Genomic DNA, 24,838 nt, shown 5'->3' on the forward strand with positions numbered 1-24,838 from the left:
TGCAGCCGGCCGCGGCTAAGGTGGCGGCATGAGTATTGCAAGCGCACCGCCGCAGCAGCGGCTGACGGACATGATGGATCCGGCCCGGGCCGCTGCCTTTCAAACCGCGCTGGGGCTGGAGCCGGACATCGGCGCGGGCAGCGCGCTGCCGCCTTTCTTTCACCAGCTCTATTTCTGGACGCCGCTGCCGCCCGGAAACCTGGGGCGGGACGGCCATCCAAAGGTGGGCGGTGCCGGGCTGATCCCGGACCTGGGCCTGCCGCGGCGGATGTGGGCTGGCGGGCGCTTGCGGTTTGAGGCGCCTTTGCGGGCAGGTGTTGCGGCCGAAAAGATGTCCGTATTAGAGAAGGCGGAGCGCAAAGCCGGCCGCACCGGCCAATTGGGCCTGGTGACCCTGCGCCATGAGATCCGGCAAGACGGGCGGTTGTGCCTCACCGAGTGGCATGACCTGGTTTACCGCGGGGACCCGGACCCGGCTGCGCCCAGGCCGGTGCCGCCGGCGGCGCGGAGGGATGAGACAGATGCGCGGCAGGTTTCCTTCAGTTCAACCCTGCTGTTCCGCTATTCGGCGCTGACCTTCAACGGGCACCGGATCCACTATGATCTGGACTATGCCCGCGATGTCGAAGGGTACGAAGGGCTGGTGGTGCATGGCCCTCTATTGGCGCAGCAACTGATGCTGCTGGCAGAGGAGCTGATGAGCCCGCTGGCGGAGTTTTCCTTCCGGGCGACGTCTCCCCTGATGCATTTCGAAACCGCTGTTTTGTGCCGCAACGGCCGGGACCTGTGGGTACGCGGGCCGGACGGGCGGCAATGCATGAGTGCAATTGCAGTGCCGCGCGGCTGAAGGAGGTGCTCCCGCGCCCCAAGCTGCCCTGGCGGGCAGATTAGGGGCTTGGGCGTGGCGCTGCTGCACAGCGCAGGGGATTTTGCTGAGAAGCGCTTGATGGGCAACGCTGCCCCTCAAGGCGCCGACTCAATTGTGAAACGCCCTTTGACGCCTCAAGGGTTAACCGCGCGTGCCGCGCGGCGGCTGCGCCGCCCTTGACCCGCCAAAGGGCAGGAGGTGCGCGCCGGTCAGAGGTTGTCTTCCACCCGGAAGCCCTGCGGAATGTTGTCATTGTCTTCCAAGAGCAGGTCCGCCATCACATGGGCTGCCTTGGGCGCCATGCCAAAACCGATCTTGAAGCCGCCGTTGGCGATGAAGTGGCCCTCGCGCCCTGGCCAGGCGCCCAGCATCGGGGCGCGGGATTTGGCACGGGGGCGCACGCCGGCCCAGCGTTCGATCACCTCAGCGCCGTGCAGCACCGGCACTGCCGTGCGGGCGCGTTCGATCACATCGTCCAGCTGTTCGTCCGTTGCCTTGCCGTCCTCGAAATCGCGTTCGCTGGTAGAGCCGATCGCCAGGGTGCCGTCGGCGTGGGGAATGATATGCAGCCCATCGGCATAGAGCTGCGGCACCTCGCCCTCGTGGAAGCGCAGGAGGGCAGCCTGGCCCTTGACGCCGCCGCCGATGGTTTTGCCGATGATATCGTTCAGCTCCAGGAGACCCGCATAGCCTTTGGCATGCACTACTTTTCCTCGATCGGGCACTTCGGGCTGCACTTCTACGCCCATCACGGCGAGGGCGGAGACAAGCGCGGCGCAGGCGCGGCGGGGGTGCATGCGGGCGCTGAGAGTGTCGTGGATTACATAGCCGGTGGCGCTGGGCGGCACCCAGGGGCCGAGGGAGGCGGCCTCGCAGACCCGCCATTCAGCCGCGTCTTGCCAGAATTCCTGCGCGGTGGCTTCCCGCTGGCGGGCAAGCTCCAGGGTGCGGGTGTCATTGATGGGCTGCAGCCGGCCGGTGCGGCCATAGCCGGGCGAGACGCCGCCGGTGGCCTCGACCTCTGCCCAGAACGCTTCGGCCATCAAAAGGCTTTCGAGCTGGAACTGTTTCTTGGGGTTCCAGTTCTCCGGCACATGCGGGGCGAGGGCGCCGACCAGCCCGCCGCTGGAACCCGCACCGGCGCCAAACGGGTCCACCACCTGCACAGTTGCGCCGCGCCGGGCGCAGACCCAGGCAATCGACAGGCCAAAGATGCCTGCGCCGCGCACCGTGATATCTGCCATTGCCATTTGCCGTTCCTTTCGCCAGTGTCGCGCCGTTCCGCACAACCGCTTAGAGGATTATAGCATGGCAGACCAGCAGGCCCGCCTCAGCTGGCGCGACGGCACCGTTCCGGTGTCGGATCAGTTCGATGATCCCTATTTCTCTATCCACGACGGGCTGGCGGAGACGGAACATGTGTTTCTGGCGGGCAACGATCTGCCCGCACGGTTTGCACCGGGGTTTCACATAGCCGAGCTGGGGTTCGGCACCGGCCTGAACATGCTGGCGGCCTGGCGAGCCTGGGAAGCGGCGGGGCAGGAGGGCCCGCTGCGTTTCACCAGTTTCGAGGCTTTTCCGATGGCGCCCGAAGATATGGGCAAGGCGCTGGAAGCCTTCCCCGCCGTGGCCCCTTGGGCAGAGAGGTTCCTGGCAAAGTGGCAGGGCACGGGCACGTGCGATCTGGGAACTCTGCAACTGGAGGTGATCCAGGGCGACGCCCGCATGTCGCTGCCGGAGTGGACAGGTGAGGCAGATGCCTGGTTTCTGGACGGGTTCTCTCCGGCCAAGAATCCCGAATTGTGGGAGGAGGCGCTGATGGCGGAAGTTGCGGCGCATACCGCGCCGGGCGGCTCGGCGGCGACCTATACCGCGGCCGGATTCGTGCGCCGCGGGCTGGAGGCGGCAGGATTCGAGGTGGCCCGCATCCCCGGCTACGGGCGCAAGCGGCATATGACAAAGGCGACAAAGGCATGACCCAGGCAGCCCCTGCACAGACCCGGACCGGCCAGGCGCAGACCAACAATGTGACCGCCGGCATCCTGCTGATGATCGCGGCGACCGTGGTCTTTGCCTTGCAGGACGGCATCTCGCGGCATCTGGCGGGCGAGTACAACACCTTCATGGTGATCATGGTGCGCTACTGGTTCTTTGCGCTGTTCGTGCTGTCGCTGGCCGCCCGCGCGCCCGGCGGCATCCGCAAGACCGCGCGGACGGAACAGCTGGGGCTGCAGATCTTCCGCGGCGTACTGCTGGCGGGTGAGATCTGCGTTGCGGTTTACGGCTTTACCCTGTTGGGGCTTGTCGACAGCCTGGCGGTTTTCATCTGCTATCCGCTGCTGGTGGCGGCCCTCAGTGGCCCTGTGCTGGGCGAGAGCGTCGGCTGGCGGCGCTGGGCGGCGATCGGGGTCGGCCTTGTCGGGGTTTTGATCATCCTGCAGCCCGGGGCAGGGGTGTTTGACGTGGCCGCCATCATCCCGTTCATCTCGGCCTTGATGTTTGCGGTTTACGGCCTGGTAACCCGCTATGCCGCGCGCAAGGACAGCACCGCCACCAGCTTCTTCTGGACCGGCATTTCCGGCATGGTTTTCATGACGGCGGTGGGCATGTGGTACTGGGAGCCGATGAGCCCCGATGACTGGCTGTGGATGGGGCTGTTGTGCGTGTCCGGCGTCACCGGCCACTGGCTGCTGATCAAGTGCTACGAGATGGCCGAGGCCAGCGCCGTGCAGCCCTTTGCCTATTTCCACCTGATCTGGGCGGCCATCCTGGGCGTTACCGTGTTTGGCGAGGTGATCCGTGCCAACGTGGCCATCGGCACGGCCATCATCATCGGCGCCGGCCTGTTCACCCTATGGCGCGAACGCGTGAAGGGTTGAGCCTCTCAGCTCCTGCGAGAAGGGCACCGGCAAGGGCGTCTTGCCCAGCCGGGCCCGGTAGACCGGCAGGCTTTCGGTGACCCGCATCACATAGTTACGGGTCTCGTTGAAGGGGATGTGCTCGATCCAGTCGATAATGTCCGGATCGCCATCCCGCGGGTCGCCATAACGCTCCATCCAGGCCTTGGGGCGGTGCGGCCCTGCGTTATAGCCCGCGGCCATCATCACCACATTGCCGCGGAACGCGCCTGCCAGCCCGGCCAGGTAATTGGCGCCCAACTTGGCGTTGTAATCCCACTCTGCGGTCAGGCGGGAGGTTTTGTGGTTTGCCAGAATGCCCAGCTCAGTCGCCACCAGCTTGGCCGTCGCGGGCATCACCTGCATCAGCCCGCGCGCGCCTGCGTGGCTGATCACGCCCGGGTCAAACTCGCTTTCGCGCCGCGCGATGGCCAGGGTCATCTCCTCGGCCATCGGCAGCTGCCGCTTGGCGACCGGGTGCAGCGGGTAATAGGCGCCCTCCAGCTCCAGCCCGCGCCGTGCTGCGCGTTTCGAGATCATCACTGCCAAATGCGGCTGATCCAGCTCTACCGCCATCTGCCCCAGCTGGCGCGCCTGCACTGGCGGCAGGGTCTCGACCAGATGGGTGAAGAAGCGTTCGGCCAAGGCCAGTTCGCCGGCCTTCAACAGCTCCAGACCGGCATGGGTGACCGAGGATTTCGCAAATTCCGCGGTGCTCCAATCCGGCAGCTCTGCCGGCTTGGTCAGCGCCGGGTCAAACGGGCGGCCCAGCTGCTCGGCGGCCAGCAGCCCGTAAAAGGCGGTCTGATACTCCGCCGCCTGGGCATAGGCTTCATAGGCCTTGTCGGCCTCGCCCATCGCCGCCTGGGCACGGCCCAGCCAATAGCCGCCGCGGCTGACCGAGATCGGCGTCTCGACCGAAGCCAGAAACCGTTTGAAATGCACGGCGGCCAACTCAGGATCACGCAGTTTGCGCAGCGCGATGTAGCCCGCCAGCCATTCGCAGTCCGAATAGCCATAGCCGTCCTCGGGCGCAGCAAAATGATAGGCGGCCAGCTGATAGGCGCGCTCATAGTCCTTGTCCCGCATCAGCTGCCGGGCCAGGTCGCGGCGGCGGCGCAGCCATTTGCCGGGCTCGCCCAAGGCCTTGGCGCTGGTGCTGCGCTCCATCATCATTGCGATAGCGCTTTCCTGCAGCCGCTTGCGGTCGCGCCAGGCAAAGCGGTCATAGGCGAGGCCTGCCGAACCTTTCAGCCGGGCGGGCACGGCGGCAATCTTGCCATCCACCCCCGGTGCGCGGTCCTGCAGCGCGATACGAGCTTCGGCCAGCTTGCGCTCGCCCTCGGGCACCAGCAGCAGCATCCGCTTGGAACTGACCAGGTGGTCGTCCCACAGCAAGCGGTCCAGCCGGGCGGTGTGATGCGGTTTCAGCAGCTTGGCGAAATCCCGCATGTAGTCCTTCTGAATGGCGCTGCCCATCGCCATGGTGCGCCAGGCCAGCACGATCTCCGCCTCGCCGTCGCCGCGCCGCCCGGAGGCGATCAGCGCCTTGCCCAGGCTCAGCGCGCCCTCGGCGGTCTGCGGGCGTTCCTTGGCATAGAAGGCCAGAACCGCCTCCCGGCCTGCCCTGGCAATCGCATTCTCGTTCTGGCGCCGCAAATAGGCCAGCCCGGGCCAGTCCGGCCGCCGCTCCAGGAATGCCACCGCATCGCGGGCCGAGCCCAGACCGGCGCGCAGCCGGTGCCATTCGATGATATCGCGGGACACGCTCTGCCGCTTCCCGGCCTCGCGCCCGGCCTCATCCCATTTCTCGGCCCGCATCAATTCCAATGCCTCGCCCAGCCCGCGCGCCTGGGCAGGCGCCGCGGCAAAAGCTGCGGTAATCAGCAGAAACAGGGCCAGGATGCGTGTCATCTCTTGCATTTTCCAGCAGTCCGGGGATAGAGGCTTGAACGTTACTCATTGGCGTGCCGGTATCAACTCAAATCCCCGGCATTCCGTATCTTGACGGCGGCGGATTGCCGCCTGCACCACTAGCGAAGGGAGCGTGCCCATGTTCAAAGGCTCTATGCCAGCACTCGTCACCCCGTTTTCGAACGGCGAGCTGGATCTGGATGCGCTCAAACGCTTGGTGGAATGGCAGATTGCCGAAGGCTCCACAGGCCTGGTGCCGGTCGGCACCACCGGCGAAAGCCCGACCCTGACCCACGAAGAGCATGAGCTGGTCATCGCGGAAACCGTCAAGGCAGCCGCCGGCCGGGTGCCGGTGATCGCCGGTGCGGGCTCCAACAACACCGTCGAGATGATTCGATTCGTCGAGTTTGCCGCGAAAGCTGGTGCCGATGGCGCGCTGGTTGTGACCCCTTACTACAACAAGCCGACCCAGCGCGGCATGCTGCAGCATTTTACCGCAGCCCATGACTGCGCCGAGATCCCGATCATCATCTACAACATCCCGGGCCGCTCGATTGTCGACATGACGCCCGCCACCATGGGTGAGCTGGCCAAGCTGCCGCGGATCGTGGGTGTGAAGGATGCCACCGGCGACATCGCACGCGTCAGCCAGCAGCGTGCCTCCTGCGGTGCGGATTTCATCCAGCTGTCCGGGGAAGACGCCACCGCGCTGGGCTTCAACGCCCATGGCGGCGTGGGCTGCATCTCGGTAACCGCCAACGTGGCACCGAAGCTCTGCGCCGAATTCCAGGCCGCCACCCTGGCAGGCGATTACGCCAAGGCGCTGGAATATCAGGACAAGCTGATGCCGCTGCATGAGGCGATCTTCATCGAGCCCGGCCTGGCGGGCGCCAAATACGGCCTCAGCAAGCTCGGCATGTGCAGCGAAGAGGTCCGCTCGCCGCTGACTACGCTGGAAGACAGCACCAAAGCCGCCATCGACGCCGCCATGGTGCACGCTGGCCTGCTGTAAGACGCACGAGCCTATCCAAACAGCAAGGGCGGCCTCCACTGGAGCGCCGCCCTTTTTGCTTCTTTCTGGTCCCAAATACCCCGGGGTGAATTGCCCCGGAGGGGCAAGAGGGGCTGGCCCCTCCCGCCCGCTCTACGCCAGCGCTTCGGCCAGATGCGCGGTCTTGTCCGGATTGCGGGTCACATAAATGCGGGACACCCGCCCGTCCCGGATTTCCAGGGAGGTTGCCTGCAGGATACCGTCCTCGGCCCAGTGCAGGATGGCGGGCAGGCCGTTCAGCTGGCAGGTCCGCCAGCAGTCCGGGTCGCCTTGCCCGTATTTGCGCGCAATGCCCTCGATCAGACGCAGAATCTTGGCGCGCCCGTAAATCGGGTTCAGCGCCGCCATCGCCTTGCCGCCGCCGTCGGAAATCAACTGCACGTCCTGTGTCAGCATCCGGGTCAGAGACGCCATGTCGCCGGTGCGGGAGGCATGAAAGAACGCCTCGGCCAGCTCCAGGCCCTGTTCCGGGCTGTCCGGCGCCTTGGGCGGCAGCTGCTGCACCTTGCGCCGGGCGCGGGCCGCCAATTGGCGGCAGGTTTCGGGCGTGCGCTCCAGCGCGGCGGCGATGTCCTCATAGGCGCCGTCAAAAATGTCATGCAGCAGGAAGGCTGCGCGCTCCAGCGGCGACAGCCGCTCCAGCGCCAAAAGAAGCGCTACCGTCACGTCATGGTCCAGCAGCTCGGTGGCATCTTCGGTCAGAACCGGTTCGGGCAGCCATTCTCCGGGGTAGGTCTCGCGCCGGGCGCGGGCCGATTTCAGCTGGTCCAGGCACAGCCGCGTGGTGATGCGCATCAAATAGCCGGTTGGATCCTGGACCTGTGCCTGCGGTGCTCCTTGCCAGCGCAGGAATGCCTCCTGCAGGATGTCCTCGGCATCGCTTACCGTGCCCAGCATCCGGTAGGCGGCCGCGAACAATCGCGGCCGGGCTGCCAGGAACGCATCAGTTGCTTCTAGATGCTGCTGCGGTTTCATGCGGCACTTGCCCCCCCGGCGGCAGGATGCGGGGTGCGGAAGCCGATTGCAATCCGGTTCCAGGCGTTGATGGCCGAGATCAAGAGCGTCAGCGCCACCTGCTCGCGCGGCTCGAATTGCTGCTGCACCGCCGCATAATCGGCATCGGGCGCAGAGGTTGTTTCAACGCGGGTCAGCGCCTCGCACCAGGCCAGCGCAGCGCGTTCCCGGTCCGAATACAGCGGCGACTCGCGCCAGGCGTTCAGCAGGTGCATCCGGTCCTCGCTTTCGCCATGGGCGCGCAGGTCGTGGCTGTGCATGTGGATGCAGTAGGCGCAGCCGTTGATCTGCGAGGCGCGCAGTTTCACCAGCTCCACCAGGCTGTGCTCCAGAGTGCTCTCCTTGAACAGTTTTTCCTGCTCCAGCATCGGCTGAAACAGGTCGGAGGCGATGGAAAAGTAGTCAAGGCGCGGGGTCATCTGTCTGTTCCTTTGTTGATGGCTTCAGGAACAGGACGAGGCAGCCAGGCGGTTTGTGACAGGGCCGGAAGAAAATTCCGGAAAAAAGTTCGGGGCGCCGCAGTGGGCGCCCCGGGAATTGTCAGCGTTTGCCGTAGTAGAGGCCGACCACATGTTCGGCCTGGGCAAAGAACAGCCAGCGCGAGGTGGAGACGCCCGCCAGATGCGAAAGCACCGCAAGGGCGGCAAACAGATGCTTGATCACCACGCCCTGAACCGGGGTCAGGATCAGCAGGAGCGGCAGCGCAAAGCCCAGGACAAAGGCGATCATCCGCAGTTTCTGCGCATGCTTGCGGCCCACCACATGCACGAATTCCCGCAGCAGGTAGTTGGAGCCGGTATGCGGCGGCTCAAACGCCCGCACCGCGCCACGGTCGCCAAGGCCGGTGGCAGTGCCCAGATCGGTGCCGGAGGCCGCCAGCGCCTTGTCACCCTTGGCCCAATAGGCCAGTTGCACCGCGCCTGCGACGGCCAGCAGCCAGGGGGCCACGGCCTCGGCCCCGGCCAGCAGTGCGCCGCCTGCCAGGCTGAAGGAGAGGAACACCGCAGGCGTCAGCTCCATATTCCAGCGCGGGATGGTCTTGAGCTGGGTATAGATCATCGAGGTGGTGAAAACGGTGGCGAGGCTGAGTGCTGCGCCGATCCAGCCCAGCAGCGTCCAATGGCTGTCCAGAAAGATGGCGCCAAGGGCATAGAGGCCCATGACGGCCAAGGCGCCAACGGCACAGACGCCTTCGCGGCTGAGCCAGCTGGTTTTCCATTGGGTGAAGGCACGCCAGGCGCGCTCCGGGTGGCCCAGGTGGAAGGTGGAGGCCAACAGGCCACCGCAGGCCAGGCCAAAGGCGATGGCATAGAACACGAAGGCCACCGTGCCGGTCACCGCCGACTGGCCGAGGCCAAGGAAGAACAACAGGCCAAAGCCCAGGCCCGACAGGGTGGTGAAGATGATGACTGAGGGTGCGGGATGCATCAGTTAGCTCCTCCCGGAAGTTTGTCGAGAGCTTTGTCCAGCCAGCCCATGAAGCCCTGCGGCTCCTCAGCGACCGGCGCCAGCAGCGGTGCGAGGATGTCGATTTCCTCTTCGATCGTGTCCTTGGGGCGGGGCGGCAGGTACTTGTTCACCGGTTTGGTGCCCATTTCCGGCATCAGATCCATGCCGCCGCGTTCTGCCACCAATTTGGAGACATCGCTGTCCGGGTCGCCCAGATCACCGAAATGGCGCGCGCCTGCAGGGCAGGTCCGCACGCAGGAGGGGATGCGGTCCACCTCCGGCAGGTTCTCGTTATAGATCCTGTCAACGCAGAGGGTGCATTTCTTCATCACCCCCTCGGCCAGATCCAGTTCCCGTGCGCCGTAGGGGCAGGACCAGGCGCAGAGGCCGCAGCCGATGCAGTGGTCCTCGTTCACCAGCACGATGCCGTCCTCGGCGCGCTTGTAGCTGGCGCCGGTGGGGCAGACGGTGACGCAGGGCGCATCCTCGCAGTGCAAGCAGGATTTGGGGAAATGGATCAGCTGCGCGTGGCCTTGCTGCGGCTGCACCTCATAAGAATGCACCCGGTTCAGGAAAGTGCCCGAGGGATCGCCGCCATAGGGGTTCTGATCGCTGAGCGGCGCGCCGTAGTTTTCGGTGTTCCAGCCTTTGCAGGAGATCACGCAGGCATGGCAGCCGACGCAAGTGTCCAGGTCGATGACCAGGCCCATCTTGCGGTCTGTGGAGTTGGGGAGCTGGGTCATGTCAGCATACCTCCGCAATAGTGGTGAGGGCAGGCTGGGGCGCTGCCCCAGACCCCGGGATATTTCGGGCAAGAGGAAGGGGGCGGATCATTTGCCGACTTTCCACTTCAGTTCTTTGGGGCCGGTGCCGACGGGCGACTCCTGCGCGGGGAAAGCGGGCTGGCTTTCCTGCAGGTCTGCCGGGGCCGCGGCCTTTTCGATTTTGACCTTCAGGTCGAACCAGGCTGCCTGGCCGGTGATCGGGTCTGAGTTGGCCCACCGCATGCCGTCGCCCTTGGCAGGCAGCAGCTCGTGGATCAGGTGGTTGAGCAGGAAGCCTTTGGTGGCCTCCGGCGCATCCTCTTCCAGCGCCCAGGCACCCTTGCGCTTGCCGATGGCATTCCAGGTCCAGACGGTGTTGCTGTTCAGCGCCGCCATTTCCATCACCGGCACGGTGATTTCCCCGTGCGGCGAGCTGACCTTGGCCCAGTCGCCGTCCTGCAGCCCGTGCTCGCGCATCAGCTTGGTCGGCACATAAAGCGGGTTGCGGCCGTGCAGCTGGCGCAGCCAGGCGTTCTGAGTGCCCCAAGAGTGGTACATCGCCATTGGGCGCTGGGTCAGCGCGTTGACAGTGAAGCCCTCGTTGCCTTGCTGGTCGGTCTCGTACCAGATCGGCAGCGGGTCCATCACGTCCTTCACCCGCTGGCGCAGATGCTCAGGCGGCTGGCGCTCGCCATGGCCTTCGGCGGCAAGCTGGAACTTGCGCATCGGTTCCACGTAAAGCTGGAACAGGTAGGGCTGCGGGCTGTCATAGAGCCCCATGCCCACGGCCCAATCCTGATAGGCAGCGTTCCACGGTTTGTAGTAATCCGCACCTTCCGGGATGTGGGCCACATGGAAGCCGCCGTTTTCGATATACTGGTTCAGCTGCTCCGGGTTCACTTCGCCACGGCCGGTCTTGCTGCCGTCCTCACCACGGAAACCCGACAGCGGGCCGATGCCCGGCTTGCGCTCGTGGTTGACGATGTAGTCGGCGTAGTCCTTCCACTTGGCGCTGCGGTCCTCGTTGGTGAAGCCCGGCAGCTTCATCCGGTTGGCCAGCTGGATAAGCACCGTCTGGAAGCCGCGCACGTCGCGGTCCGGCTCGATTACCGGCCAGCGGATCGCATCCGCCGCCGCATCCGCCTCGCAGATCGGGCGGTCCAGCAGGGAAATGCAGTCGTGGCGCTCCAGATAGGTGGTGTCGGGCAGGATCAGGTCGGCAAAGGCCACCATTTCGGAGCTATAGGCGTCCGAGTAGATGATATGCGGGATCTTGTAGTCGCCGTTCTCATCCTTGTCGGTCAGCATCTCCATCACACCTTTGGTGTTCATGGAGGAGTTCCACGACATGTTGGCCATATACATGAACAGCGTGTCGATCTTGTAGGGATCGCCGGCATGCGCGTTGGAAATCACCATATGCATCAGCCCGTGGGCCGACATCGGGTTTTCCCAGGTGAAGGCCTTGTCGATCCGCGCCGGGCTGCCGTCTTCCTTCAGTGCCAGATGCTCCGGCCCGCGCACAAAGCCCAGGTGCGGACCGTCCAGCGGGGTGTCGGGCGTGGCCTTGCAGTGCGGGGTCGGATGCGCCTCAACCGGCTTGGGGTAGGGCGGTTTGAAGCGGAAGCCGCCGGGGACCTCGACGGTGCCCAGGAGGATCTGCAGCACATGCAGCGCGCGGCAGGTCTGGAAGCCGTTGGCATGGGCCGAGACGCCGCGCATCGAGTGCATGGCAACCGGGCGGCCCACCATCTTGGTGTGCTTCTCGCCGCGGAAGTCGGTCCACTCGCGGTCGAGCTCAAACGCCTCGTCAAAGGCGACGCGGGCCAGCTCGCCCGCGATAGCGCGGATGCGCTTGGCCGGGATGCCGCATTTCTCCGCGACCGCTTCGGGGGCGTATTCGTCCGCCAGATACCGCTCGGCCATCTGGTGGAAGACCGGGCGGTGGGTAACGCCGTCTTTTTCGTAGACCGCCGACAGGTCCGGGCGCACGCCGGGCTGGTCGAACGGGGTCAGCTTGCCGGTGTTGCGGTCGATGACCAGCATCTTGCCGTCCTCGTCACGCATCAGCAGGCCCTTTTCAGGGCCTTCCGAGGCGTTCACCAGAACCGGTGCATTGGTGAAGCGGCTGAGGTAGTCGAGGTCGATCTTGCCGGCCTTCATCAGCACGTGGATCATCGACAGGATGAACAGACCGTCGGTGCCCGGGGTGATGCCGACCCAATCGTCCGCAACAGCATTGTAACCCGAGCGGATCGGGTTGACGCCGATCACCCGCGCGCCGCGTTTCTTGATCTTGCCCAGCCCCATCTTGATCGGGTTGGAGTCATGGTCCTCGGCGACGCCGAACAGCAGGAACAGCTTGGTGTGGTCCCAATCGGGCTGGCCGAACTCCCAAAAGGCGCCGCCCATGGTGTAGATGCCGGCGGTCGCCATATTGACCGAACAGAAGCCGCCGTGCGCCGCATAGTTCGGGGTGCCAAAGCTTTGCGCCCAGAAACTGGTGAAGCTTTGCGATTGGTCGCGGCCGGTAAAGAACGCCAGCTGCTCGGGCGCCTCGTGACGCACCGGTTCCAGCCAGCCCACCGCAATCGCCAGCGCCTCGTCCCAAGAGATTTCCTTGAACTGGCCGGAACCGCGCGGCCCGGTGCGGATCATCGGGGCCTTCAGGCGGGACGGTGCGTTGACCTGCATGATCCCGGCTGAACCCTTGGCGCACAGCACGCCCTTGTTCACCGGGTGATCGCGGTTGCCCTCGATATAGGCAACCTTGCCGTCCTTCATGTGCACGTTGATGCCGCAGCGGCAGGCGCACATGTAGCAGGTGGTTTTGCGGATCTCGTCCGAGACCTTAGGCGAGGTGTTCAGGATTGGCTGCTGATGGGTCATGGGCGGGTCCTGTTGGGAGTTTCGGGCGACCGTATGACGGAATGCCTCAATTTGGGAATAGTGTTCTGCATCGGTTTGGGCTTTAGGAACGTTTGTTCAGATTTCCGCATGCTTGGCGCCAGCAGCCTGCAGGATAGTGACGGCGATGATCTGGGTCACATCTTCGGCGCTGCAGCCGCGTGACAGGTCGTTGGCGGGTTTCGCCAGCCCCTGCAAGACCGGGCCGATGGCGGAGTAACCGCCCAGCCGCTGGGTGATCTTGTAGCCGATGTTGCCGGCGTCCAGGTTCGGGAAGATCATCACATTGGCCTGGCCTGCAACGGCGGAACCCGGCGATTTGCGCTCACCGACCGAGGAGACAAAGGCTGCGTCGAACTGCAGTTCGCCATCGGCGGGCAGTTCGGGGTGCGCCTCCTGGAACAGGCCCAAGGCCTCGGTCACCTTGTCCACCGCCGGGTGCTTGGCGCTGCCCTTGGTCGAAAAGCTGAGGAAGGCCAGTTTCGGGTCCACCCGCAGCAGCGCACTGGCCGATTGGGCTGAGGCGGCAGCAATGGAGACCATCTCGGCAGGCTTGGGATCAATCACCAGGCCGCAGTCTGAGTACAGCATCGCGCGGGCGCCCCCGGGCGCGCTTTCCGGCGGGTACATCAGGAAGAAGGAGGAGACCATGCCCGCATCCGGCGCCATGCCGATTACCTGGATGGCGCTGCGCACCACGTCGCCGGTGGTGTGGACGGCGCCGCCGACGGTGCCGGTGGCATGGCCCAGGCGCACCAGCATGGCGGCATAGACCAGCGGGGTTTCCGCGGCGGCCCGGGCCTTGGCCTCATCCACGCCCTTATGCTTACGCAGCGTATAGTACTCGGCGGCAAAGCTGGCGGTCAGATCAGAGGTGGCCGGGTCATGGACAGCGACACCTTCGCTTGCTGCGGCGCCTTCAGCCTGGAGGGCGGCTTCGACCTCAGCCTGCGGGCCAACCAGGATCACATCGGCGATGCCTGCCTGCTGCGCGGCCAGGGCACCTGCCACCACGCGCGGGTCCGTACCCTCGCTCAGCGCAACAACGGGGCGGGTGGCCGGGGCTTCGGCTTTCAGAAGTTCGAGCGGGGACAAGGTATGGGTCACGGAAGGCGGTCCTGTAACAGCGGTTTCGGGGCAGGGCGGGACGGTCAGAACGCCAGCCGCGCGATATTGATCAGCGACAGTGCGGTCAGCATCAGCACCACCGCGCGGCGGAACAGCGACTGCGAGACCAGCTGGAAGGTGCGGGACCCGGCCCAAATGCCGAGGCCCAGAATCGGAAAGGCCAGCAGGATGCCGGTCAGGGTCTGAGGCCCCACCAGCCCGTTTGCGGCCATCACCGGCAGCGCCATGATGTCGATGCCGGTCAGAAATACGATCATCGTGGCCCGGAACACCGCAGGCGGCACTGGCTGCGCAGTCAAAAAGGCCGCGGTGACCAGGCCTCCGACACCGGCGCTGTTGGCGATGCCGGACAGCGCGCCGACGCCTGCGGTGCCATTGCGCCCGACGGGGCGGCTGACTTGCCAGCCGCTCAGCAGCACCAGGCTCAGCACCAGGATCAGGCTCGAGATTGCCAGCCGCGCCTCATATTCCCCCAGCCGCGCCATGATGGCGATGGCGGGAACGGTGGCAACTGCAGCGCCGCCCAGCAGGGCAAAGGCGCGGTGCCAATCTATATGCGGGCGGATGTCGCGGGCCTGAAAGGCGGTCATGGCGATTTCGCAGGAAAACACCACCGGGATCAGCGGCAAAGGATTGGTCGTCAAAGCCGCCAGAATGATAAAGATCGCGGAAAATCCAAAGCCGGAAAAGCCCCGGATCAGGGCCGCCGCGAATAACGCGGCGGCCAGAAATGCCCCCTGGCCGGTGGACAGGTCAAAGGGCAGATCCATGGTCTCAGACTTTCTGCGGACGCATGTCGTCCTTGCTGATGCCTGCAACCTGAACCGGCTTCTTCATTGCGTCGCGGCGGAAGGGCTCACCCAGTTCCTGGTTGATCATCGCTTCGATCAGCGTGGTGATGCCTTTCTTCTGGTCTTCGCAGGCCTGACGCACGGCGTCGGTCAGCTCGTCCATGGTGCGGGCCACAACACCCTTCAGGCCGCAGGCCTGGGCGATGCCGGCATAAGAAACCTGAGTGTCCAGCTCGGTGCCGACAAAGTTGTCGTCGAACCACAGGGTGGAGTTACGCTTTTCAGCACCCCACTGGTAGTTGCGGAAGACAACCTGGGTCACGGCGGGCCATTCCTCGCGGCCGATTGCGGTCAGCTCGGTCACCGCGATGCCAAAGGCGCCGTCGCCGGAGAAGCCAACAACCGGAACGTCCGGGCAGCCGATTTTCGCGCCGACAACCGCCGGCAGGCCGTAGCCGCAGGGGCCGAACAGGCCGGGGGCCAGGTACTTGCGGCCTTCTTCAAAGGACGGGTAGGCGTTGCCGATGGCACAGTTGTTGCCGATGTCGGATGAGATGATCGCATCCTTCGGCAGGCCGGCCTGGATCGCACGCCATGCGCGGCGCGGCGACAACCAGTCAGGCTTAGCAGCGCGGGCGCGCTCGTTCCAGGTGGTGCCGGGATCGTCCTGCTCGCTGTCCATCGAGGACAGTTCCTGCGCCCAGGAGGATTTGGTGTGCGCGATCAGCGCCTTGCGCTCTTCGCGGCCCTCGTCGCCTGCGGTGCCGGACAGTTTGCCCAGGATGGTGTCTGCAACCTGCTTGGCGTCGCCGACGATGCCGACGGTGACTTTCTTGGTCAGGCCGATGCGGTCCGGGTTGATGTCAACCTGGATGATCTTCGCGTCGGTCGGCCAGTAGTCGATGCCGTAGCCGGGCAGGGTGGAGAACGGGTTCAGTCGGGTGCCGAGGGCCAGAACAACGTCGGCCTTGGAGATCAGCTCCATGCCTGCCTTGGAGCCGTTGTAGCCCAGCGGGCCGGCAAACAGCGGGTGCGAGCCGGGGAAGGCGTCGTTGTGCTGGTAGCCAACGCAGACCGGTGCGTCCAGGCGTTCAGCCAGCGCCATCGAGGACGGGATCGCGCCGCCGATGACAACGCCAGCACCGTTCAGGATGACCGGGAATTTCGCGTTCGACAGCAGCTCAGCTGCCTCGTTGACCGCGTCGGTGCCGCCTGCGGGGCGCTCAAAGTCGACAACGGCCGGCAGCTCAATGTCGACGACTTGGGTGAAGTAGTCGCGCGGCACGTTGATCTGAGCCGGAGCGGAGTTGCGCTTGGCCTGCATGATTACGCGGTTCAGGACCTCGGCCATGCGGGACGGGTCGCGCACTTCTTCCTGGTAGCAGACGCAGTCGGCAAACATGCGCATCTGTTCCATTTCCTGGAAGCCGCCCTGACCCATGGTCTTGTTCGCGGCCTGCGGGGTGACCAGCAGCAGCGGGGTGTGGTTCCAGTAAGCGGTTTTCACGGCGGTCACAAAGTTGGTGATGCCCGGGCCGTTCTGGGCGATCATCATCGACATCTTGCCGGTGGCGCGGGTGTAGCCGTCGGCCATCATACCGCCGGAGCCTTCGTGGGCGCAGTCCCAGAAGGTGATGCCTGCAGGCTCGAAGATATCCGAGATCGGCATCATTGCAGAGCCGATGATGCCAAAGGCATGCTCGATGCCGTGCATCTGCAGGACTTTGACGAAGGCTTCTTCGGTGGTCATTTTCATGGCGGGTTCTCCTGAATGAGACGCGGAATTCCCCCGGACGCGCTGCCGGGAATTGACTCTGGTTTAGGGGGCGGGTGCAGACCGGGTTAGGGCCAGTTCTGAAACCCGGATAGGTCCAAAACTGGATCCATGAAAATAGTACCGCCGGATTTTCACATAAGCATCAGCGAGTCGCAGCGTGAGAGCGCCACAAAACGCGGCGGCTCAATGAGTGATACATTCGGTATCATTTGCGACAGCTTGCGAGAGCGGGGTTTTGGCTCAGCCCTGTTTCAGCGCTTTGGCCAGCAGGGCCAGCCCGGGCTCGATTCGGGTGGCAGGAATTGAGGAATAACCTAGCCGGTAAAAATTCTGCTTGCGGTGTTCGGCAGCAAAGAACGGCGCGCCGGGCTCGATAATGACGCTCTTTTCCTTCAGCCGCTCGGCAACCGCTGTGGCATCCACGTTTTCTGGCGCCTGCATCCACAGGGCCGAGCCGCCAAAGCTGCCGACACCGGCGATGGTCAGCCCGTGCTTGCGGATCGCATCCTCGATCACCGCGCGGCGGTCATGCAGCACCTTGGCAGTGCGGCGGATCTGGGCGTCGTAGTGGCCGAGCGACAGGAAATAGGCGACGGTGCGCTGCACATGCCCCGGCGGGTGCCGCAAGACGCTGGCGCGCAGGGCGCGGGCCTGTCGGATGAACGGTTCCGAGCCGACCAGGTAGCCCAGCCGAAGCCCCGGAAACAGCGACTTCGAGAAACTGCCGGCATAGATCACCCGCCCCTCCGTATCGAGCGACTTCAGCGACGGTGACGGTGCGCCAAGAAAGGACATCTCGAACTCGTAATCGTCCTCGACAATCACCGCGTCGATGTCGCTGGCGCGTTGCAGCAACTCCTTGCGGCGCTCCATCGGCATAGTGAAGGTGGTCGGACTCTGATGGCTGGGAGTGCAGAAAATCACATCGGTGTCTTCTGAAATCTGCTCCGGCGGCAGCCCGCCTTCGTCCACCGGGATGCAATCGACCTGGCAGCGGGTCTGCACCACCTGGTCGCGCAGGGTGTAATAGGCGGGATCTTCGACAGCAGCCCGCCGCCCGCGGTTCAGCAGCAACTGGCAGGTGATCCACAGCGCGTTCTGGGCACCCAGTGTGATCAGGATTTCCTCGGGCCGTGCAGTAATGCCGCGCCGGGGCAGGGTGTGCCGTGCGATATACTCCAAGAGCAGCGGGTCGTCCTGGTCGAAGTAGTCATTGGCCAGCGCGGCAAAGTCCTTTTGCCCCAAGGCCCGCAGCGCACACAGCCGCCAGTTGGCATGATCAAACAGCGAGGCATCGGCCTGGCCGTAGATGAACGGATACCGGTAATCGCGCCAGCCCTCGGGCTTTCTTGGCGTGTCGCCGCCAGTAAAGCTGCGCGCCAGCACCTTGCCCCAATCCATCGCGTCGCCGGACTTCTGCTGCGGCGTGTATGAGGGCGGCACCGGGGCGTTCTCCGACACAAAATACCCGGACCGCCCGCGCGAGGTGAGATAGTCATTGGCCAGAAGCTCAGTATAAGCCAGCGTCACCGTGATCCGGCTGATCCCAAGATGTGCCGCCAATTTGCGCGAAGAGGGCAGCTTCTCTCCAACCCGGAACCGGCCCGATAGAATGCCCTCGGCAATCATCTCCTGGATCTGCGCTTGCAGCGTGCCCTGGGCGTCCGGATTGAGAAAGAAGGTGTCGACAGAAATGGCCATGCGCCACCTTAGGGTGGACTTAAGCGCGGTGCAATCTGGACTTAGGGCCAGTTTGCGGAAATCTGCGGCATACTCTGGACTGCGGGCAGTGCCAACTGGCCGCAGTGTCCAAATTTTTGGCCATCTGGTGCTCAGGCGCCGGTATGGGCTGCTGGCATTCCTCTGTCTCTCTTGCGGGCGATGGCCCGGCCGCGCCTTAGTTCCGGCAAGTTGTCCTCTTGAAATTCGCTTAAAAAACTATAAAGCTAGTTTTACCGAAGCAATGGGAGCTGACATCATGCCTCATGAAGTGGAGTGGGAAGAAGCCGCACAGGGCTTTGCTGCGATGGGGTCCGAGGCCCGGCTGCAGGTGCTGCGCTGCCTGATCCGGGCCGGAGATGCGGGGCTGACCGTGGGGGAAATCCAGAACCGAACCGGCATCGCACCGTCGACGCTGGCGCATCATCTGAAGTTTCTGTCCGCTGCGGGAGTGGTCGAACAGGAACGCATGGGGCGTTCGACCATTAGCCGCGCCGGCTTCACCCGGCTGGAAGCGCTGGCCGCCTTCATTCTCAGCGAGTGCTGCGCGGACGCAGCCGGAAAGGCAGCAAACGATGGCTGATCTGACACAGAGCTCCCGGCCCGCGAAAACGCTGGGCAACTGGCTGAAGACCCCTTGGACCCTGAGCGTTGCGCTGCTGGCGGCGGCTGCGGTGCTGGATCCGGGCAACTTCGGCTCGGTTGCGGAATTCGCTGCGGCTGCCTTGATGAGCACCGCAAAATACATCCTCTTTGCGGTGTTTCTCTTGGCCTATCTCAAGGCAACCGGCGCCGAGGTGATGGTGGCCCGCGCCTTTGAGGGACGCGAAACCCGGATGATCTTCCTGGCCGCCCTGTTCGGCGGGCTGGCACCATTTTGCTCCTGCGAGGTGATCCCCTTTATCGCGGGCCTGCTGGCGCTGGGCGCGCCCTTGTCGGCAGTGATGGCCTTCTGGCTGTCCTCGCCGCTCATTGATCCTCCTACACTGCTGATCACCGCAGGCGCGCTGGGCTGGCCCTTTGCCATCGGCAAGGCGGCGGCGGCGGTGGCGCTCGGGCTGTTCGGCGGCTTTGCCATCAAGCTGCTGCGTGGTCAGGGTGTCTTTGCCAGCCCGCTGCGCCAGCAGCCGGCTGCCGGTTGCAGCAGCTGCGGCTCGCCGAAATTGGAGGCCAAGCCAAACTGGCGGTTCTGGACCGAGGCAGAGCGCCGGGTGAAGTTCCGCGCTGAATTTGTCTCCAACGGGGTGTTCCTGCTGAAATGGCTGGCGCTGGCCTATGTGCTGGAGTCACTGTTGGTCCATTACGTACCCGCGGATGTGATTGCAGGGCAGGTGGGGGGCGAGGGCGTGCTGCCGATTGCCATTGCGGCGCTGGTCGGGATGCCTGCCTACCTGAACTCCTATGTGGCGCCGCCCTTGCTGGCGGGGCTGATGGAGCAGGGCATGAGCGCCGGTGCGGCGATGGCCTTTATGGTGGCCGGCGCGGTGAGCTCGGTGCCTGCCATGGCGGCGGTCTGGTCGCTGGTGAAGCCAAAGGTCTTCGTCACTTATCTGGGACTGGGGGTCAGCGGCGCCATTGTCTCAGGCATCCTGTTCCAGATGTTCTGAGGCGCCTGCGGCGGGCCAAGAACTCCCGCCCGCCGCTGCGGCATCAAAGATGCCTTGCGCCCGTTGGCCCGGCGCGCGCTGACGCGCGGCGCATCCCGTCTTTCCGACCCGGTTCTTGCGGGAACGGGGCGGGCGCCGGCGGCAAGCGCAAGAAACGGGTCGAGGGCGCGCAAGCGCCGCGGTTAGGTCAAGGCATTCAACCTATGGAGGCTTTGACGATGGAACTGAAGGACAAGACACTGATCATCACCGGCGCCAGCAGCGGTATCGGCGCGGCGGCGGCGCTGCTGTTTGCAGCAGAAGGGGCCAATGTTGTGCTGGGCGCACGGCGGCAGTCTGAAATGCAGACCCTTGCCGGGCAGATCAATCAAAGTGGCGGCAAGGCGGCCTTTCTGGCCGGGGATGTCACATCGGAATCCTATTGCGAAGCCCTGGTTGCGCTGGCGGCGGAAGAGTTCGGCGGGCTGGACGGGGCTTTCAACAACGCCGGCATGATGGGCGATACCGGACCGGTGGAGCAGATGGATGCCGCCAATTGGAACGCAGTAATTGCGGCCAATCTGACTGGTGCGTTTTTCTCTGCCAAAGCGCAGGTTCCCGCCTTACGCGCAAGGGGCGGCGGCTCGCTGGTGTTCACCGGCTCCTTTGTCGGATTCAGCAATGGCGGCATGCCGGGCATGGGGGCTTATGCGGCCTCAAAAGCGGGGCTGATCGGCCTGGTGCAGTCGCTGGCGTCCGATCTGGCAGCAGAGGGCATCCGGGCAAACGCGTTGCTGCCAGGGGGGACCAAAACCGCCATGGCCGGCGATGATCCGGACATCCACAGTTTCATTGCCGGGCTGCATCCGATGAAACGGATGGCCGAGCCGAAGGAAATTGCCCAAGGAGCGCTGTTCCTTCTGTCGGACCGCGCCAGCTTCGTGACGGGCGGGCCAGTGGCCGTAGACGGCGGGATTGCGGCGCGGCTTGTCTGAACCGCGCCCCGGCTGAAGGTCCCGCACGAAAAAGCGCCCCGGCAGTGCCGGGGCGCAGTCAATTCGTCCAACAGGGAGAAGGTGTCAGCCGAAAACTTTGGTCAGGGCCTTGTCGACCGCATCGCAAATCGCGTCGATGTCGTCCGCGGTGGCGATCAGCGCAGGGCTGAAGCACAGGGTGTTGTTGCGGCCCGGCAGCGAGCGGTTGGTGACGCCGATGATCACGCCCTGCGCGCCGCAGTCCGCGACAACCTGCTGGGCCAGCTTCTCGTCCACCGGTTCCTTGGTTTCGCGGTCCTGCACCAGCTCAACACCCAGGAACAGGCCCTTGCCGCGCACATCGCCGATCACGGCGTGCTTTTCCTGCAGCGCGCGCAGGTTGTTCAGCATCCGCTCGCCCATGGCGACGGTGTTTTCCAGCAGGCCTTCTTCCTCAATGATGCGCATGTTCTCCAGCGCCGCCGCCGGGCCTGCAGTGCAGCCGCCGAAGGTGGAGATGTCGCGGAAGTAGTTCATCGGGTCGGCGCTGTCGTCCTTGAACATCTCAAAGACTTCCTCGGTGGTGACCATGCAGGCAATCGCCGCGTAACCGGAAGCCACACCTTTGGCCATGGTCACGAAGTCGGGCTTGATGCCGTACTGCTGGTAGCCAAACCACTTGCCGGTGCGGCCGACGCCGCAGACCACTTCGTCGATGTGCAGCAGCACGTCGTACTTTTTGCAGATCTCCTGCACGCGCTCCCAGTAGCCTTCCGGCGCTTCAATGACGCCGCCGCCTGCGGTCACCGGCTCCAGGCACAGGGCGCCAACGGTTTCCGGGCCTTCGCGCAGGATCACTTCCTCGATGGCATCCGCCGCGGCAATGCCGAACTCGCGGCCGGACAGGTGCTCCAGGCCCAGCTCATGCTTGCGGTATTCCATGCAATGCGGCACGCGGACAAAGTCCGGCGCAAACGGGCCGTACTGCGCATTGCGCTCGTCCTGGCCGCCTGCCGACATGGTCGCCAGGGTGGAGCCGTGGTAGTCGCGGTCGCGGTACAGGATCTTGGTTTTCTTGCCGCCGTATTTCTTGTGGGCGATCTGACGGATCATCTTGAAGGCCTTCTCGTTGGCCTCGGATCCGGAGTTGGTGTAGTAGACGCGGGTCATGCCCGGCATCTTTTCGATCAGCTTTTCTGCAAACAGCGCGCCGGGGATAGAGCCCGCGGAGTTGGCGAAGTAGCAGACTTTCATCAGCTGGTCGTAGACGGCCTTGCAGACGCTCTCGCGGCCATAGCCGACGTTGACGGTCCAGACGCCGCCGGAAACCGCATCCAGGAACTCCTTGCCGTTCTGATCCCAGACGCGCATGCCCTTGCCCTCGACAATGATGCGCGGGTCGGAGGATTCCAGCGCCTTGTGCTGGAACAGGTGGTGCCACATGTGGGCCTTGTCGGCCTCGACTACGCGGGAGAGATCGTTTTCGTTGAACGTGCCGTCCATGACATGTCCTTTCGGCGTTGGAAGTGAATCAGGCTGCCCGGGACCCTACAGGGCTTCTGAGGCGTATTATGTACCAGAAACGTCAGTTTCGTATAATTCGTTAGGGCCAGAGCATGTGGTTGCTTAGGTCCAGAGTCGGGCAAATCCGGCGGGCTGGCCGGCATGAAATGGAATAGAACAGATGTTTTGAAATTGCCTTCTTGAGAGCGGATGTGCCGCCGGGCCAGTCTGCACCAACCCCGGGCGCGAGTCGCGGCGGGGCAGGCCGCAAAGGAGGGAACCGGTGGCGGAATACGGATTGATGGTGGCGCCCAACGGTGCCCGGCGCACGCGCGGCGATCACGCGCAGCTGCCGATAACAGCGGCGCAGACCGCACAGACGGCGGCGGCCTGTTCCGCGGCCGGCGCCCAGGCGCTGCATTTGCACGTGCGCGATGATGCGGGGCGCCACTCGCTGGATGCCGGCCGCTACCGCGAAGCCCTTGATGCGGTGCAGGAAAGCGCGCCAGGCATGGCCGTCCAGATCACCACCGAAAGCGCCGGTATCTTTGACGTTGCTGATCAGCTTGCCTGTCTTGAGGCGCTGCGCCCGGCGGCTGCCTCGGTCTCGGTGCGGGAAATGGCACGCGATCCGCAGCTGGCCGCACGCGCCTATGCGCTGAGCTTGGAGGCAGGCACCAGGGTGCAGCACATTCTTTATGGTCCCGAGTGCATCGCCCAGCTGCAGGCCTGGTATCAGGACGGCACCGTGCCGGGCACCATGCGCGATGCGATCTTTGTTCTGGGCAAATACAATCCGCCGGTCCTGGCGCAGCCCGAAGGCCTGACGGCTTTCCGTGACGCCACGGCAGAAATAGGCCTGAACTGGACCGTCTGCGCCTTCGGCCGCCACGAGCACGCCTGCCTGCTGGCTGCGGTGGCCGCGGGCGGGGATGCGCGAATCGGATTTGAGAATAACATCGAAACACCCGAAGGCGGGCTGCTGGCAGATAACGCAGCCTCGGTCACCGCCTTTGTTCAGGCCGCAGCGGCCCAGGGCCATACTCTCAAGGAGCATCGATCATGAGCCATGTTTTCCCCCGCCACACCAAGGCTGATCTGCCCACCGCTGTTTCCGGCGACGGCTGCTACCTGATCGATGCAAACGGCAAACGCTATTTCGACGGCTCCGGCGGCGCCGCCGTGTCCTGCCTCGGCCATTCCGACTCCGATGTCATCAAGGCCGTGCAGGACCAAGCGGGCAAGCTGGCCTTTGCCCATACCGGCTTCCTCACCTCTGAACCGGCGGAGGAGCTGGCAGACCTGCTGGTCGCCAACGCACCGGGCGACATCGACCGTGTCTATTTCGTCTCCGGCGGCTCCGAGGCGACTGAGGCGGCCATCAAACTCGCCCGCCAGTACCATCTGGAACGCGGCGAACCGCAGCGCCGCCACATCATCGCCCGCAAGCAGAGCTACCACGGCAACACCCTTGGCGCGCTGGCCGCAGGCGGCAACGAATGGCGCCGCACCCAGTTCGCACCGCTGCTGATCGAGATCTCCCACATTTCACCCTGCTACGAATACGTAGGCCGGGCTGAGGGCGAGAGCAGCTATGGCTATGGCCAGCGGGTGGCAAATGAGCTGGAGGCGGAAATCCTGCGCCTCGGGCCTGATACCGTGATGGCCTTCATGGCCGAACCGGTGGTTGGCGCCACTTCCGGCGCAGTGCCGGCGGTTGAGGGTTATTTCAAGCGCATCCGCGAGATCTGCGACCAGTACGGCGTGCTGTTGATCCTCGATGAAGTGATGTGCGGCATGGGCCGCACCGGCCATCTGTTTGCTTGCGAGGCCGACGGCGTGGCGCCCGACATCCTGTGCATCGCCAAGGGCCTCGGTGCCGGCTACCAGCCGATCGGCGCCATGTTGTGCACCAAGCAGATTTATGAGGCGATCGAGCATGGCTCCGGCTTCTTCCAGCACGGCCATACCTATATCGGCCACCCGGTGGCCACCGCTGCGGGCCTTGCCGTGGTCAAGGCAATGCTGGAGCGCGGCTTGGTGCAGCGCTGCGCCGAGATGGGTGAAAAGCTGCAGGCGGCCTTGGAAGACCGCTTTGGCCAGCACCCCAACGTCGGCGACATCCGTGGCCGCGGGCTGTTCCGCGGGGTAGAGCTGGTCGCCGACCGCGACACCAAGGAACCCTTCGACCCCGCCCTGGCGCTGGCCAAAAACATCAAGAAAGCGGCGTTCCAGGCCGGCCTGATCTGCTACCCGATGTCCGGCACCCGCGACGGCCAGAACGGCGACCACATCCTGCTGGCGCCGCCCTTCATCATCACCGATGAGCAGATCACCGAGGTGGTGGACAAGCTGGAAACCGCGATCACCCAGTGCCTGCCGCGAATCTAAGCGGTTGGAAGAAATGACGCATCGCCCGGCCGCCGGCCGGGCAGCGCCCGTCCCGCCCCCCACGGGGAGGGCGCTTCGCCTCCCCCCCCGCCGGGACGGGTAATT

At 64.7% G+C, this 24,838-nt stretch carries 21 protein-coding genes; 9 read left to right on the forward strand and 12 right to left on the reverse strand.

From position 1 onward, the window contains the following. Window positions 1-28 precede the first annotated feature (28 nt). Window positions 29-847, forward strand: coding sequence for an HTD2 family dehydratase (locus ACXAHG_RS20215; RefSeq protein WP_475041098.1), 819 nt, complete (start codon window positions 29-31; stop codon window positions 845-847). 230 nt (window positions 848-1,077) lie between these two features. Here the strand turns inward: ACXAHG_RS20215 and ACXAHG_RS20220 are convergent, their stop codons facing one another. Next, on the reverse strand, window positions 1,078-2,118 hold the full coding sequence (locus ACXAHG_RS20220; RefSeq protein WP_475060211.1) for an NAD(P)/FAD-dependent oxidoreductase: 1,041 nt from the start codon (window positions 2,116-2,118) through the stop codon (window positions 1,078-1,080). 58 nt (window positions 2,119-2,176) lie between these two features. Between ACXAHG_RS20220 and mnmC2 the strand changes: the two genes are divergently transcribed. Continuing rightward, on the forward strand, window positions 2,177-2,845 hold the full coding sequence (gene mnmC2, locus ACXAHG_RS20225; protein ID WP_475060213.1) for a tRNA (5-methylaminomethyl-2-thiouridine)(34)-methyltransferase MnmC2: 669 nt from the start codon (window positions 2,177-2,179) through the stop codon (window positions 2,843-2,845). Then, complete coding sequence (locus tag ACXAHG_RS20230) at window positions 2,842-3,747, forward strand: DMT family transporter (protein WP_475060215.1); 906 nt, start codon at window positions 2,842-2,844, stop codon at window positions 3,745-3,747. Before mnmC2 ends, ACXAHG_RS20230 begins: the two co-directional genes overlap by 4 nt. Here the strand turns inward: ACXAHG_RS20230 and ACXAHG_RS20235 are convergent. Further along, a complete protein-coding gene (locus ACXAHG_RS20235) occupies window positions 3,721-5,679 on the reverse strand; it encodes a lytic transglycosylase domain-containing protein (RefSeq protein ID WP_475060217.1) in 1,959 nt (652 codons plus the stop codon). The genes ACXAHG_RS20230 and ACXAHG_RS20235 overlap by 27 nt on opposite strands. Before the next feature lie 139 nt (window positions 5,680-5,818). On the opposite strand from ACXAHG_RS20235, the gene dapA reads away from it, so the two are divergent. Beyond that, a complete protein-coding gene (dapA, locus tag ACXAHG_RS20240) occupies window positions 5,819-6,691 on the forward strand; it encodes a 4-hydroxy-tetrahydrodipicolinate synthase (protein ID WP_475060219.1) in 873 nt (290 codons plus the stop codon). Between the two features lie 132 nt (window positions 6,692-6,823). Here dapA and ACXAHG_RS20245 read toward each other — a convergent pair whose 3' ends face one another. The 9 genes from ACXAHG_RS20245 to pdxR all read right to left on the reverse strand — a co-directional run bounded on the left by ACXAHG_RS20245 (window position 6,824) and on the right by pdxR (window position 18,261). After that, complete coding sequence (locus ACXAHG_RS20245; protein ID WP_475060221.1) at window positions 6,824-7,705, reverse strand: sigma-70 family RNA polymerase sigma factor; 882 nt, start codon at window positions 7,703-7,705, stop codon at window positions 6,824-6,826. Beyond that, the gene (locus ACXAHG_RS20250) at window positions 7,702-8,163 is read right to left on the reverse strand and encodes a carboxymuconolactone decarboxylase family protein (protein ID WP_475060223.1); all 462 of its coding nucleotides are present in this window, start codon (window positions 8,161-8,163) and stop codon (window positions 7,702-7,704) included. Before ACXAHG_RS20250 ends, ACXAHG_RS20245 begins: the two co-directional genes overlap by 4 nt. Window positions 8,164-8,284: 121 nt before the next feature. Continuing rightward, window positions 8,285-9,172, reverse strand: a complete 888-nt coding sequence (locus tag ACXAHG_RS20255) for a dimethyl sulfoxide reductase anchor subunit family protein (protein WP_475060224.1) — start codon at window positions 9,170-9,172, stop codon at window positions 8,285-8,287. Next, on the reverse strand, window positions 9,172-9,936 hold the full coding sequence (locus ACXAHG_RS20260) for a 4Fe-4S dicluster domain-containing protein (protein ID WP_475041110.1): 765 nt from the start codon (window positions 9,934-9,936) through the stop codon (window positions 9,172-9,174). Before ACXAHG_RS20260 ends, ACXAHG_RS20255 begins: the two co-directional genes overlap by 1 nt. Before the next feature lie 87 nt (window positions 9,937-10,023). Then, window positions 10,024-12,846, reverse strand: coding sequence for a molybdopterin oxidoreductase family protein (locus tag ACXAHG_RS20265; RefSeq protein WP_475060227.1), 2,823 nt, complete (start codon window positions 12,844-12,846; stop codon window positions 10,024-10,026). 96 nt (window positions 12,847-12,942) lie between these two features. Beyond that, window positions 12,943-13,971 (reverse strand): phosphate acetyltransferase, encoded by a 1,029-nt coding sequence (pta, locus tag ACXAHG_RS20270; RefSeq protein WP_475060229.1) that lies wholly within the window; start codon window positions 13,969-13,971, stop codon window positions 12,943-12,945. Between the two features lie 44 nt (window positions 13,972-14,015). After that, window positions 14,016-14,762 (reverse strand): sulfite exporter TauE/SafE family protein, encoded by a 747-nt coding sequence (locus ACXAHG_RS20275; RefSeq protein ID WP_475041114.1) that lies wholly within the window; start codon window positions 14,760-14,762, stop codon window positions 14,016-14,018. Window positions 14,763-14,766: 4 nt separating this feature from the next. After that, a complete protein-coding gene (xsc, locus tag ACXAHG_RS20280) occupies window positions 14,767-16,539 on the reverse strand; it encodes a sulfoacetaldehyde acetyltransferase (RefSeq protein WP_475041115.1) in 1,773 nt (590 codons plus the stop codon). A 261-nt stretch (window positions 16,540-16,800) separates the two neighbouring features. After that, window positions 16,801-18,261 (reverse strand): MocR-like pyridoxine biosynthesis transcription factor PdxR, encoded by a 1,461-nt coding sequence (gene pdxR, locus ACXAHG_RS20285; RefSeq protein WP_475060231.1) that lies wholly within the window; start codon window positions 18,259-18,261, stop codon window positions 16,801-16,803. Between the two features lie 277 nt (window positions 18,262-18,538). On the opposite strand from pdxR, the gene ACXAHG_RS20290 reads away from it, so the two are divergent. From ACXAHG_RS20290 to ACXAHG_RS20300, 3 genes are all read left to right on the forward strand, one after another. Next, window positions 18,539-18,862 (forward strand): ArsR/SmtB family transcription factor, encoded by a 324-nt coding sequence (locus tag ACXAHG_RS20290; RefSeq protein ID WP_475041118.1) that lies wholly within the window; start codon window positions 18,539-18,541, stop codon window positions 18,860-18,862. Further along, window positions 18,855-19,886, forward strand: coding sequence for a permease (locus ACXAHG_RS20295; protein ID WP_475060233.1), 1,032 nt, complete (start codon window positions 18,855-18,857; stop codon window positions 19,884-19,886). Before ACXAHG_RS20290 ends, ACXAHG_RS20295 begins: the two co-directional genes overlap by 8 nt. Before the next feature lie 218 nt (window positions 19,887-20,104). Further along, window positions 20,105-20,860: an SDR family oxidoreductase gene (locus ACXAHG_RS20300; RefSeq protein WP_475060236.1), complete on the forward strand. Its 756-nt coding sequence runs from the start codon at window positions 20,105-20,107 to the stop codon at window positions 20,858-20,860. An 84-nt stretch (window positions 20,861-20,944) separates the two neighbouring features. On the opposite strand, the gene ACXAHG_RS20305 is transcribed toward ACXAHG_RS20300, so the two are convergent. Next, complete coding sequence (locus ACXAHG_RS20305) at window positions 20,945-22,342, reverse strand: aminotransferase family protein (protein ID WP_475041122.1); 1,398 nt, start codon at window positions 22,340-22,342, stop codon at window positions 20,945-20,947. 283 nt (window positions 22,343-22,625) lie between these two features. Here ACXAHG_RS20305 and ACXAHG_RS20310 point away from each other — a divergent pair, with 283 nt between their 5' ends. Continuing rightward, window positions 22,626-23,408 carry a 3-keto-5-aminohexanoate cleavage protein gene (locus ACXAHG_RS20310; protein ID WP_475060238.1) on the forward strand — a complete coding sequence of 261 codons (783 nt, stop codon included), beginning with the start codon at window positions 22,626-22,628 and terminating at the stop codon, window positions 23,406-23,408. After that, window positions 23,405-24,733: an aspartate aminotransferase family protein gene (locus ACXAHG_RS20315; protein WP_475060240.1), complete on the forward strand. Its 1,329-nt coding sequence runs from the start codon at window positions 23,405-23,407 to the stop codon at window positions 24,731-24,733. The genes ACXAHG_RS20310 and ACXAHG_RS20315 overlap by 4 nt, the downstream gene beginning before the upstream one ends. Window positions 24,734-24,838 lie beyond the last annotated feature (105 nt).

The sequence above is a fragment of the Leisingera sp. ABD4_442 genome (genome assembly GCF_056160905.1).

What these genes read in the sequence shown, in the direction of transcription:
- ACXAHG_RS20290 (WP_475041118.1), top strand. Translation starts at nt 18,539, where the DNA reads ATGCCTCATGAAGTGGAGTGGGAAGAAGCCGCACAGGGCTTTGCTGCG.
- ACXAHG_RS20265 (WP_475060227.1), bottom strand. Translation starts at nt 12,846, where the DNA reads ATGACCCATCAGCAGCCAATCCTGAACACCTCGCCTAAGGTCTCGGAC.
- pdxR (WP_475060231.1), bottom strand. Translation starts at nt 18,261, where the DNA reads ATGGCCATTTCTGTCGACACCTTCTTTCTCAATCCGGACGCCCAGGGC.
- ACXAHG_RS20260 (WP_475041110.1), bottom strand. Translation starts at nt 9,936, where the DNA reads ATGACCCAGCTCCCCAACTCCACAGACCGCAAGATGGGCCTGGTCATC.
- ACXAHG_RS20295 (WP_475060233.1), top strand. Translation starts at nt 18,855, where the DNA reads ATGGCTGATCTGACACAGAGCTCCCGGCCCGCGAAAACGCTGGGCAAC.
- ACXAHG_RS20300 (WP_475060236.1), top strand. Translation starts at nt 20,105, where the DNA reads ATGGAACTGAAGGACAAGACACTGATCATCACCGGCGCCAGCAGCGGT.
- ACXAHG_RS20315 (WP_475060240.1), top strand. Translation starts at nt 23,405, where the DNA reads ATGAGCCATGTTTTCCCCCGCCACACCAAGGCTGATCTGCCCACCGCT.
- dapA (WP_475060219.1), top strand. Translation starts at nt 5,819, where the DNA reads ATGTTCAAAGGCTCTATGCCAGCACTCGTCACCCCGTTTTCGAACGGC.
- ACXAHG_RS20220 (WP_475060211.1), bottom strand. Translation starts at nt 2,118, where the DNA reads ATGGCAATGGCAGATATCACGGTGCGCGGCGCAGGCATCTTTGGCCTG.
- ACXAHG_RS20245 (WP_475060221.1), bottom strand. Translation starts at nt 7,705, where the DNA reads ATGAAACCGCAGCAGCATCTAGAAGCAACTGATGCGTTCCTGGCAGCC.
- ACXAHG_RS20275 (WP_475041114.1), bottom strand. Translation starts at nt 14,762, where the DNA reads ATGGATCTGCCCTTTGACCTGTCCACCGGCCAGGGGGCATTTCTGGCC.
- ACXAHG_RS20305 (WP_475041122.1), bottom strand. Translation starts at nt 22,342, where the DNA reads ATGGACGGCACGTTCAACGAAAACGATCTCTCCCGCGTAGTCGAGGCC.
- ACXAHG_RS20255 (WP_475060224.1), bottom strand. Translation starts at nt 9,172, where the DNA reads ATGCATCCCGCACCCTCAGTCATCATCTTCACCACCCTGTCGGGCCTG.
- mnmC2 (WP_475060213.1), top strand. Translation starts at nt 2,177, where the DNA reads ATGGCAGACCAGCAGGCCCGCCTCAGCTGGCGCGACGGCACCGTTCCG.
- ACXAHG_RS20250 (WP_475060223.1), bottom strand. Translation starts at nt 8,163, where the DNA reads ATGACCCCGCGCCTTGACTACTTTTCCATCGCCTCCGACCTGTTTCAG.
- ACXAHG_RS20235 (WP_475060217.1), bottom strand. Translation starts at nt 5,679, where the DNA reads ATGACACGCATCCTGGCCCTGTTTCTGCTGATTACCGCAGCTTTTGCC.
- xsc (WP_475041115.1), bottom strand. Translation starts at nt 16,539, where the DNA reads ATGAAAATGACCACCGAAGAAGCCTTCGTCAAAGTCCTGCAGATGCAC.
- ACXAHG_RS20230 (WP_475060215.1), top strand. Translation starts at nt 2,842, where the DNA reads ATGACCCAGGCAGCCCCTGCACAGACCCGGACCGGCCAGGCGCAGACC.
- ACXAHG_RS20215 (WP_475041098.1), top strand. Translation starts at nt 29, where the DNA reads ATGAGTATTGCAAGCGCACCGCCGCAGCAGCGGCTGACGGACATGATG.